The organism is Staphylococcus sp. HMSC14C01, from assembly GCF_001808085.1.
Classification (GTDB): domain Bacteria; phylum Bacillota; class Bacilli; order Staphylococcales; family Staphylococcaceae; genus Staphylococcus; species Staphylococcus hominis.
This window is the reverse complement of sequence record NZ_KV792033.1, coordinates 1-9,973: the sequence shown is the minus strand read 5'-3', so window position 1 is coordinate 9,973 and position 9,973 is coordinate 1. Positions and strand designations below refer to the sequence as shown.

The following is a 9,973-nucleotide window of genomic DNA, read 5'->3' as shown; positions in this document are numbered from 1 at the left end:
TATTTTGTTAGGAATTATGTCCCAGCCTCATTGTTTATTTAAGTTTTATTATAATTTTTTTACGATAGCTATTAAAATGAATTGAAGTGGTAATCTTAAGTATAATGCCCACTTAGGAACAGATTTATTTCCTAATGGTAATTGCTTTCTTGCCATGTAAATGTTTCCTGGAAAAACCGCAAGTAAAAATGCATTAATACCTTTTTTCAACCAATCCGCAGGTTTTTTAGCTAATAACATAACTCCAAAGAACATTTCAAATACGCCTGTCACTAAAACTGCTGTTTTTCGTAATGGTAAATACTCCGGTACAATCGATCTAAATTGACGTTCCTTTGTAAAATGTAGTATTCCTGCTGTTCCAAATGCTAAACCTAACAAATATCTCATTATTTTCATAATTATTCAACTCCCATTTCTTTTAAATAACTTTTTCCGTATTTTGGCAATTCAACATTGAAATTATCTGCGATTGTTGCACCAATTGAACTAAATGTAGTATCTCCTGATAATTCATGGTATGCATCTATTTTAGGGCTAAACATAAGCACTGGAATATATTCTCTAGTATGATCTGTTCCCTCTGCAATTGGATCATTACCATGATCAGCAGTAATAATCACTAAATCATCTTCTTGTAAATTATCAATTAATTCTGGTAAGCGTTCGTCAAAATCTTTAATGGCTTGTGCATAACCTTCTTTATCACGACGATGACCATATAAAGCATCAAAATCAACAAGATTTAAGAAACTTAATCCATTAAAGTCTTTTTTGACAACTTCTATTAACTTATCCATGCCATCCATATTATTTTTTGTACGAATGGCTTCAGTTACACCTTCGCCATCATAGATGTCATTGATTTTACCAATAGCAATAACATCATAATCACTATCTTTTAATGTATTCATAACAGTTTTACCAAATGGTTTTAAAGCATAATCATGACGATTAGATGTACGCGTAAAGTTTCCTGGTTCACCAACATATGGACGTGCAATAACACGGCCAATTAAGTACTTAGGATCCTTAGTTAATTCACGAACCTTTTCGCAAATATCATACAATTCTTCAAGTGGGATAATATCTTCATGTGCAGCAATTTGAAGTACTGGGTCTGCACTAGTATAAACAATTAAATCCCCTGTTTTCATTTGATGTTCGCCTAATTCATCAATAATTGCAGTACCTGAAGCAGGTTTATTTGCTACAACTTTTCGACCTGTCATTTCTTCAATCTCTTGAATTAATTCGTCAGGAAATCCATTTGGATAAACTTTAAATGGTTGCATGATATTTAGTCCCATAATTTCCCAATGTCCTGTCATCGTATCTTTTCCAACAGAAGCTTCACTTAATTTAGTATAAAAAGCACCTGGTTGTTCAACTTTATTGACTACTGGCAAATCTTCAATATTACCTAATCCTAATTTTTCTAAATTAGGTAATGATTGGTTAAAACCTTCTAACGTGTGTTTTAATGTGTGTGAACCTTCATCATTAAAAGCTGCAGCATCAGGTGCTTCACCAATACCTACTGAATCCATGACAATTAAATGTACTCTTTTAAATGGTGTCGTCATATTTAACACTCCTACTCTGTAATTATTTTATGAATTAATGTTGGTGTTTTTGCTTGCGCTTTAATTTCGATACTTTCGTCAAGTTTCTTAATTACATCATCAACATTTTCACGATTACTGTGAATCGTTAATAAAGACTCTCCTTCATTGACGTTGTCTCCTACTTTCTTATTCAACACAATGCCAACACTTAAATCTATGTCATCTTCTTTCGTTTGTCTTCCCGCACCTAACATCATTGAAGCAACGCCAATTTCATTAGCAATAAGCTCTGAAACTACACCACTTGATTTTGCTTTATAATCAATTTGATATTCGGCAGTCGGTAATAACTCCGGTGAATCGACAACTGAAGCATCGCCACCTTGATTTTCTAAAAATGTTTTGAATTTATCTAATGCTGAGCCATTTTCAATGGCTTCATTGAGCAATTGACGCGCCTCTTCAAGTGTACTTGCTCTTTCAGCAAGTACGACCATTTGTGAACCAAGCGTTAATACTAGTTCAGTTAAATCTTCAGGTCCTTGACCATTTAATGTATCAATCGCTTCTTTTAATTCTAAAGCATTCCCAATCGCACGACCAAGTGGTTGGCTCATATCTGAAATAATAGCCATTGTATTTCTACCAACATTATTTCCTATGCTAACCATAGCATGTGCTAAAGCCTCGGCATCTTCTAATGTTTTCATGAATGCACCATTTCCAGTTTTAACATCTAGGACGATTGCATCAGCACCCGCGGCAATTTTCTTACTCATGATAGATGATGCGATTAGAGGAATAGAGTTAACTGTTCCTGTAACATCTCTTAATGCGTATAGTTTCTTATCTGCAGGTGTTAAATTGCCTGTTTGTCCAATCACTGCAACTTGATCTTCATTAACAAGTTTAATGAAGTCCGCTTCAGAGATTTCAACATGAAACCCATCAATAGATTCTAATTTATCAATCGTACCACCCGTATGTCCTAAACCACGGCCACTCATTTTGGCAACTGGCACTCCCACTGCAGCTACTAATGGTGCCAACACTAATGTCGTCGTATCTCCAACGCCACCAGTTGAGTGTTTATCTACTTTAATACCATTGACTTTTGATAAATCAATAACATCACCTGAATTAACCATTGCCATAGTTAAAGCTGCACGTTCTTCTTCATTCATATCTTGGAAGAAAATCGCCATAGCTAAACTTGAGGCTTGATAATCTGGGATATCTCCTTCCGTGTAGCCTTTGATAAAGAATTCAATTTCCTCTTTAGATAATGATTTTCCATCGCGTTTCTTTTCAATAATATCTATCATTCTCATCATTCTGAACTCCTCTCAAAATAAGCTGTTGTATCTGTATGCTGTTACATCAACTGCATGATTAATAATCAGAATCTGACTCTAAACCTTGAATAATTTGGACACCAGCACTCGCACCTATACGTGTAGCGCCTGCGTCAATCATTTTATTGAAATCTTCTAAATTACGTACGCCACCTGAAGCTTTAACCTCTAATTCGTCTCCCACAGTGTCTTTCATTAATTTCACATCTTCTGGTGTAGCGCCTCCCCCAGCAAAGCCAGTTGATGTTTTAACGAAATCTGCACCAGCAGCTTTTGCTAGTTCACTTGCTTTCACTTTTTCATCGTCTGTTAAAAGAACAGTTTCAATAATAACTTTCACTATTTTTCCATTAGCTGCGCCAACTACGCCTTCGATATCTTTTTGAACGTCTTCATATCTTCCATCTTTAAGTGCGCCTATATTGATAACCATATCAATTTCTGACGCGCCATTTTTAATCGCATCTTCTGTTTCAAAAATCTTTGTAGCAGTTGTTGTAGCTCCAAGTGGGAACCCAATCACTGTACATACAAGCACATCAGAATTCACAAGCTGTTCAGAAGCATACTTAACGTGGGTTGGATTAACGCAAATCGATTTAAAATGATACGCCTTAGCTTCAGAAATAATTTTATCAATCTGTTGACGTGTTGATTCCGGTTTTAAAAGTGTATGATCAATATATTTTGAATATTCCATAAAAATTTCCTCCAATGTATTGCTCGAAAGCCAACTGTATTAACATAATTTATATGTTTCTCTCATTTATATAGTACAAAAATTCGCAAAAATTTTAAACAAATGTTATCTTTATTTTGAATAAAAATGTTAAGGAGAAGATATTCATGACAAACGGTACACCTCATATTCAACCTAATGGAACTAAAATTGCTAAAACAGTATTAATGCCTGGGGATCCATTACGTGCAAAATATATTGCTGATAACTTTTTAGAAAATGTTGAGCAATTTAATGAAGTACGTAATATGTTTGGATACACTGGCACATATAAAGGTAAAGAAATCTCAGTAATGGGTTCAGGTATGGGTATTCCAAGTATTGGAATTTATTCGTATGAGCTTTATAATTTCTTTGATGTTGATACAATTATTCGAATTGGTTCATGTGGTGCATTACAAGAGAATGTGAATTTATATGATGTCATTATTGCTCAAGCTGCTTCAACTAATTCAAATTATGTAGATCAATTTAATATTCCTGGTCACTTTGCTCCAATTGCAGATTTTGAGTTAATTACTAAAGCTAAACAAGTTGCTGATGATATCGGAGTAGTTACACATGTTGGAAATATTTTATCATCAGATACGTTTTATAATGCCGATAAACATTTTAACGATAGTTGGAAGAACATGGGTATCTTAGGTATTGAAATGGAATCAGCTGGCTTATATTTAAATGCAATTCATGCTGGTAAAAAAGCATTAGGTATTTTTACTGTAAGTGATCATATCTTAAGAGATGAAGCTACATCAGCTGAAGAACGTCAAACATCATTTACTCAAATGATGGAAATTGCTTTAGAAATCGCTGAATAATCACTTATCAATGTTAATATTAAAAGTTAAAAGAGCCATTGTAGACGTTTTATCGTCCACAATGACTCTTTTTAAAATAGAATATTTAAACTAAATAAGATTTAAACATCCAATTATGTTTATCTACTGATGTTTGCATACCAATAAACATATCTTCTGAAACATCGTCTCCTGCTTCTCCTGCAACTTCAATTGCTTTTCCAAGTTGTTTAGAAATTTGAGTTAAATCTTCAGAGAAAGCTTTAACCATTTCTTCAGCAGTGTAATGTGTCTCTGCTTCTTTTACAATTGAAAGTTCTAAACTTTCTTTTAATGTTGCTACTGGGTTACCTCCAATTGCTAGAATACGTTCTGCTAAATCGTCTACATATTGACTAGCTTCATTGTATAATTCTTCAAATTTTTCATGTAATGAGAAGAAATTAGGACCTTTAACATACCAATGGAAGTTGTGTAATTTTGTATATGCTACTGTCCAGTTTGCTACTTGTTGATTTAATTCTTTTACTACATCTTGTTGAGTCATCGAATCTCTCCTTTTTTGTACTTTTATACAGCCAAGTTTCTCTTTTACAATCATAATTATATTATAATAATTATAATCTGTAAAGTCATTTTACACACGCAACTTAAAAACACTAATATTTATGAATAAATATATAGAATCATTATCAAAAGTTTTATAATATATAATCAAAAAATATAGATATTATCAATTAAAAAATAGTTTTCTCATTTATTGTCTATCATCATCAATAAAGAATGATTTTTCATATGCGTTTGGTTTATGCCAATGTGTTTTCCACATTTTATCTCTATTATTAGCAAACAGTCGATAACCTAAATTTCTTATTGGTAATGGCATTACTCTAAGTAGTATGCCTAACCATTTTTTACTACTTAATGTTGTGATTAATTTTGCTACTGCAGTAGTCTCGTAATATAAACGATCTCCTTCTTGTAGTATCACACTATTTTTATTTTTAGCTTCGGGATGTTGTTTAAATAAATGTTGTCCCGCTTCTCCTTTTAACGTCGCAAACTCATAATTTTTAGGTAAACCATGTTGTATTAGCCAAATACAATAATTATAACAATACACACAATTTCCATCGTAATAAACGATTGGCATGTTCCGTCACCTTCCTTTTTAACCTATTTAATATATTCCTTTTACAAGGACTCATTAAACACAAAAAAAGTGGATATAGAATTTATTTCAAATTCTATATCCACTTTAACTAATTATACATTATGCTGTTTTTATCTAACTTGTTTGACATTATGCATCATGGTTCACTTTTACAATACGTGTATATTTTAAAAATTGTTGTGAATATTTATTTTTGATATCTTCTAACTTTTCGTATGTTACGCCAATAATATGCCAATTAGGATTAAAATGATAAAAAGAATTTTTTTCACGAGACCAAGTAATCATGTTACCGTCTTTATTATATCTAGGTAATGTAACTTCGTACCCTTCTAAAACATTAATATAAGTTTGAAATATATCTGGATCAAGTCTATTAAAGTTATCAATCACTAAGTAACTTTTGTCATTTTTAGGCATAAGTTGTGTAATAAAACCTTCTCTATAATATAAAGCACCTGTCTCATTAGGTAGATATTTGCCATATAACATATCTTCACTAAAGTCAGGGTGACCACTAGTAATAACTGGATTAGCATTCGTTTTTTGTAAAAGATTATTGGCTGCTTTCAAACCTTCTTCACGTTTATCTACAACGAGTAAAATAAAAGGTTTAATGGTCTCATCATGATCCGTATTGAATCCTGGTTTTTTAATAGTCTCAAATGGTGTTCTAATCCCATCATTTTCACTCATGTCTATAATAGCATCGTATTGTGCTTGACTCATACTTGCTATTGCTTGCTTAGCATTTTCTTGTAAAAAGTATAAGTTCTTTAATTTAGGATGTTTATTTAGTGCTCCTAATGTAACAGGAGTGATATTCTTTTCATAATAAATCTCAATTGCAGTACTATTAGTACGACCAGGAATTGGAGGTTTTTCATGAATATGACGAGATACTTCACCAATTCCTACGACCGATTGATTACTATTCTTATCATAAAATATTAAATTATCCCCTACTTCTAATTGGTTATAAAAATGATAACCATTCCGTTTAATTCCATTATAAGTATGTGTAAAAATCGTATAATGAGTATCAGGTTCAAATTTTTCAGTTTCAGATAAAAAGAAATATCGAGGTAATTGAATGTTACCTTTTCCTAACTCAACGATTAATTGAAACTCCTCTTTTGTGAGTTGATTTATTAACGTTTCACGCATATTATTCATTCGATAATCTAGCACTTCACTACGTTTTAAATAGTCAGTAGTTAAAGGCTTTAACTCTTCATTAAATTTAAATTCAACTCTAATTTTATTTTGTGCTCCTGTTTGAACACTAATAATTTCCCCAATTCCTAATAATCCAGTATCTGTTTGTACTTGATAAAAAATCACTTGATCGCCAATTTTAGCTTTTTTGAACGCTCGAAAACCCTGAGTAGGATTGAACTGTGCTCCAGACTCAAATAAAGTTGTTTGTCCAACTAATGGTTCATTATGGTTCCATCTTGTATATCCACAATTTAACCAAAAGTAATTTACTTCTTCTGCCATCTAGAATCTCCTTCTTACTTATTTTAAATTTAGCATCTTTATTCATGTATATATTAATATTAATTTTAGCACCTATTAGTCATTTTTAGATCGCTTAAATTTAAATATATGAATCGTCTATAAGATTTCGTTTTTTTTATTTTATCATATTTTTTTAATAGAGTTGACGTATTATTAAATCACTTTTTAAATTCAAAAAAGTGAAATAGAATCATATGAATCCTCACAAAATTCCATTTCACTATTAAAATATACTATCTCATTATTTAAACATTATTAGATTTCCGATTAACAGGAAGCGGAAGATAAAAAACTTCTAGATTCAGCTATCACACAAGAAAATCATGCTAGATATAGAAATTATTCCAACACGTCTGCTTATAAATTAAATTGATTAACTAAATATAACTTATAATTAGAGTGAACTCTCCTTCAAATACGCTATCTAAATCTTCAGAAGTTAAAATAAAATTAGATCCCTTTTCTAGCTTAAAGATTTCACCATCTGTAATCACTTGTCCACGACCTTCTAATACAGAAATAAGACAAAATTCACGAGGCTTCATATAATTAAGCGTTCCACTTATTTCCCATTTAACCATTGTAAAAAAGTCATTAGATACAATTTGGCTACGTTTATGATTTTCTACAATTGTAGTTTCAGGTACTATAGCAGGTGCATTTGCAGTAAATTGAATCACGTCTAATGCTTTTTTAACTTCTAATGATGATCCATCAGTTCGATTACGTTCATAATCATATACTCTATATGAAATATCAGATGATTGCATTGTTTCATATACTAAAACACCAGAACCTATAGAATGAAGCATTCCAGCTGGTATAAAATAAAACTCACCTGGTTTAACTTTGATTCTTTCTACTACATCCAACACCGCCTCTTCTTTTATCTTATTCTCAAATGTTTCTTTTGAATCAGCAGAGGTACCGAGTATAATTTCAGCATCTTCTTCTGCATCAATAATATACCAACATTCTGACTTACCATATTGACCGTTTTCAAATTCATATGCATACGAGTCGTCAGGATGAACGTGAATAGATAGAGGGTGTCTTGCATCCACTATTTTACATAATAAAGGGAAATCTTTACTTGGAAAGTCTCCAAATAATTCTCTATGCTCATTCCATACTTGATCTAATGTTTGACCAGCATACTGACCATTTTCAATCATATTTTTTCCATTCGGATGTGCAGAAATACCCCAACATTCTCCAGTTTGTTCACTTGGTATGTCGTAATTAAATTGATTTAACTTATTACCGCCCCATATTTTTTCAAAGAAAATAGGCTTTAAAAATAATGGCATGATTGCACCTCCTAAAAAACGGTTATTGCTTCTCTCTTTATTTTAAAGTGAAATATCGTATTTAAATGATTATGTATAATTAGAACAATTGATGACCCATTTTATCTTTAAATTACTATCTATTTAAGCTTTTAATATATCAGATAACTAATTCTATATAAATGCTATTTCGCTTCTATAGTTAAATAAAAATTTTCACTCATATGTTTATTATATCAATTTCATTATTAATTTAATAGAAATTATATATATTAATAAAAAAGAATAGAACAGCAAGTTTTAAAACTCACTGTCCTACTCTAACACAGAACTTTTCATTTGTAATTAATTATCTAACTTAACTACTCAAAACGAGATAATGCTTCTTGAATAGATTGATGCCCTGAAAGAATTTGAAATTCTTTATTTTCAAATTTATTTTCAGAAGTCGCTACGTGTTTTAATACAGAAGCCACATCTTCGCGTGGAATTGTACTTCCTTCATCAAAATACAAGTCAGCTTTAATTTCACCAGTACCTGATTTATCTTCTAAACCACCTGGATGAACGATTGTATAAGTTAGTCCAGAATTTCTTAAATGATTATCTGCATAGTGTTTTGCAATTGTATAAGGTTTTAAATCTCCACTTGCATCAAATGCTTCACGACGTGAATCGTAAGTAGAAACCATTACATAATGTTTAACATTTGCTTTTTTACTTGCTTCAATCGTTTTCACTGCACCATCTAAATCAACAATGATTGTTTTATCAGCACCTGTGCTACCACCTGAACCAACTGAGAAAATAACTTTATCAAAGCCTTTGAATTTCTCAGTTAAATCATCAATACTATCTTTTTCTACATCTATTAAAATGGCATTAACACCTTGATCTTTTAACGCACTTTCTTGTTCTTCTTTACGAACACCGGCTGTAAAATCAACTTGATCTTCTTTTAATTGGTTAACCAATTTAGAACCTACGCCACCATTAGCACCAATAACTAATATACTCATAAACTTATTTCCTCCTTCAATTCATTTCATAGTTTATTAATACCACTTAGTATCATTTTTAAACTTATTTACTATATATCATTGACACTTAGACAAGGACACTATATATTAATATATGAATATATATTAATATATTAAAGAGGAGGTCTCATGTGATGTCCAATACAAATAAAGATAGAGATATATTTATAGATGAATACATGCTTAACCGTTTAACTGAGACATTTAAAGCGTTAAGCGATTATAACCGTTTACGTATTTTAGAATTGTTATATAAAGGTGAAGCTAGTGTTGGGCATATTACGCATACATTAAAATTAACTCAATCAAATGTATCGCATCAATTAAAGAGTTTAAAACAAGCAGGCCTCGTTAAATCGTCACGTCATGGACAATCCATGATTTATTCTATAGACGATCAACATGTTTCTACTTTATTAAAACAAGCCATTCAACATGCTCATCATCAAAGAGGTGAATAATAAATGTCTAATCACACACACCATCA

11 protein-coding genes are annotated in these 9,973 nt (G+C 31.5%); 2 read left to right on the top strand and 9 right to left on the bottom strand.

Annotated elements, in window-relative coordinates; translation table 11 throughout:
- Positions 1-48: 48 nt before the first annotated feature.
- From HMPREF3131_RS05765 to deoC, 4 genes are all read right to left on the bottom strand, one after another.
- On the bottom strand, positions 49-399 hold the full coding sequence (locus HMPREF3131_RS05765) for a DoxX family protein (RefSeq protein ID WP_019835528.1): 351 nt from the start codon (positions 397-399) through the stop codon (positions 49-51).
- Between the two features lie 2 nt (positions 400-401).
- Positions 402-1,586 carry a phosphopentomutase gene (deoB, locus tag HMPREF3131_RS05760; RefSeq protein WP_019835529.1) on the bottom strand — a complete coding sequence of 395 codons (1,185 nt, stop codon included), beginning with the start codon at positions 1,584-1,586 and terminating at the stop codon, positions 402-404.
- An 11-nt stretch (positions 1,587-1,597) separates the two neighbouring features.
- On the bottom strand, positions 1,598-2,899 hold the full coding sequence (locus HMPREF3131_RS05755) for a pyrimidine-nucleoside phosphorylase (protein ID WP_017176093.1): 1,302 nt from the start codon (positions 2,897-2,899) through the stop codon (positions 1,598-1,600).
- A gap of 61 nt (positions 2,900-2,960) precedes the next feature.
- On the bottom strand, positions 2,961-3,623 hold the full coding sequence (deoC, locus tag HMPREF3131_RS05750; protein ID WP_017176092.1) for a deoxyribose-phosphate aldolase: 663 nt from the start codon (positions 3,621-3,623) through the stop codon (positions 2,961-2,963).
- Between the two features lie 146 nt (positions 3,624-3,769).
- Here deoC and deoD point away from each other — a divergent pair, with 146 nt between their 5' ends.
- Positions 3,770-4,480 (top strand): purine-nucleoside phosphorylase, encoded by a 711-nt coding sequence (gene deoD / locus HMPREF3131_RS05745; RefSeq protein WP_070436523.1) that lies wholly within the window; start codon positions 3,770-3,772, stop codon positions 4,478-4,480.
- A gap of 85 nt (positions 4,481-4,565) precedes the next feature.
- On the opposite strand, the gene HMPREF3131_RS05740 is transcribed toward deoD, so the two are convergent.
- The 5 genes from HMPREF3131_RS05740 to HMPREF3131_RS05720 all read right to left on the bottom strand — a co-directional run bounded on the left by HMPREF3131_RS05740 (position 4,566) and on the right by HMPREF3131_RS05720 (position 9,465).
- Positions 4,566-5,006: a Dps family protein gene (locus tag HMPREF3131_RS05740; protein ID WP_017176090.1), complete on the bottom strand. Its 441-nt coding sequence runs from the start codon at positions 5,004-5,006 to the stop codon at positions 4,566-4,568.
- Between the two features lie 210 nt (positions 5,007-5,216).
- Positions 5,217-5,612 (bottom strand): thiol-disulfide oxidoreductase DCC family protein, encoded by a 396-nt coding sequence (locus HMPREF3131_RS05735; protein WP_019835530.1) that lies wholly within the window; start codon positions 5,610-5,612, stop codon positions 5,217-5,219.
- 150 nt (positions 5,613-5,762) lie between these two features.
- A complete protein-coding gene (locus HMPREF3131_RS05730; protein WP_049382646.1) occupies positions 5,763-7,136 on the bottom strand; it encodes an EVE domain-containing protein in 1,374 nt (457 codons plus the stop codon).
- Positions 7,137-7,534: 398 nt separating this feature from the next.
- Positions 7,535-8,467 carry a type I phosphomannose isomerase catalytic subunit gene (locus HMPREF3131_RS05725; protein ID WP_049379491.1) on the bottom strand — a complete coding sequence of 311 codons (933 nt, stop codon included), beginning with the start codon at positions 8,465-8,467 and terminating at the stop codon, positions 7,535-7,537.
- Positions 8,468-8,808: 341 nt separating this feature from the next.
- The gene (locus HMPREF3131_RS05720; protein WP_002448697.1) at positions 8,809-9,465 is read right to left on the bottom strand and encodes an SDR family oxidoreductase; all 657 of its coding nucleotides are present in this window, start codon (positions 9,463-9,465) and stop codon (positions 8,809-8,811) included.
- Positions 9,466-9,620: 155 nt separating this feature from the next.
- Here HMPREF3131_RS05720 and HMPREF3131_RS05715 point away from each other — a divergent pair, with 155 nt between their 5' ends.
- The gene (locus HMPREF3131_RS05715) at positions 9,621-9,947 is read left to right on the top strand and encodes an ArsR/SmtB family transcription factor (protein WP_002448641.1); all 327 of its coding nucleotides are present in this window, start codon (positions 9,621-9,623) and stop codon (positions 9,945-9,947) included.
- The last annotated feature ends 26 nt before the right edge of the window (positions 9,948-9,973 follow it).

Coding starts and splice junctions, on each gene's coding strand:
- HMPREF3131_RS05765 (WP_019835528.1), bottom strand. CDS start 399: ATGAAAATAATGAGATATTTGTTAGGTTTAGCATTTGGAACAGCAGGA.
- deoB (WP_019835529.1), bottom strand. CDS start 1,586: ATGACGACACCATTTAAAAGAGTACATTTAATTGTCATGGATTCAGTA.
- HMPREF3131_RS05755 (WP_017176093.1), bottom strand. CDS start 2,899: ATGAGAATGATAGATATTATTGAAAAGAAACGCGATGGAAAATCATTA.
- deoC (WP_017176092.1), bottom strand. CDS start 3,623: ATGGAATATTCAAAATATATTGATCATACACTTTTAAAACCGGAATCA.
- deoD (WP_070436523.1), top strand. CDS start 3,770: ATGACAAACGGTACACCTCATATTCAACCTAATGGAACTAAAATTGCT.
- HMPREF3131_RS05740 (WP_017176090.1), bottom strand. CDS start 5,006: ATGACTCAACAAGATGTAGTAAAAGAATTAAATCAACAAGTAGCAAAC.
- HMPREF3131_RS05735 (WP_019835530.1), bottom strand. CDS start 5,612: ATGCCAATCGTTTATTACGATGGAAATTGTGTGTATTGTTATAATTAT.
- HMPREF3131_RS05730 (WP_049382646.1), bottom strand. CDS start 7,136: ATGGCAGAAGAAGTAAATTACTTTTGGTTAAATTGTGGATATACAAGA.
- HMPREF3131_RS05725 (WP_049379491.1), bottom strand. CDS start 8,467: ATGCCATTATTTTTAAAGCCTATTTTCTTTGAAAAAATATGGGGCGGT.
- HMPREF3131_RS05720 (WP_002448697.1), bottom strand. CDS start 9,465: ATGAGTATATTAGTTATTGGTGCTAATGGTGGCGTAGGTTCTAAATTG.
- HMPREF3131_RS05715 (WP_002448641.1), top strand. CDS start 9,621: ATGTCCAATACAAATAAAGATAGAGATATATTTATAGATGAATACATG.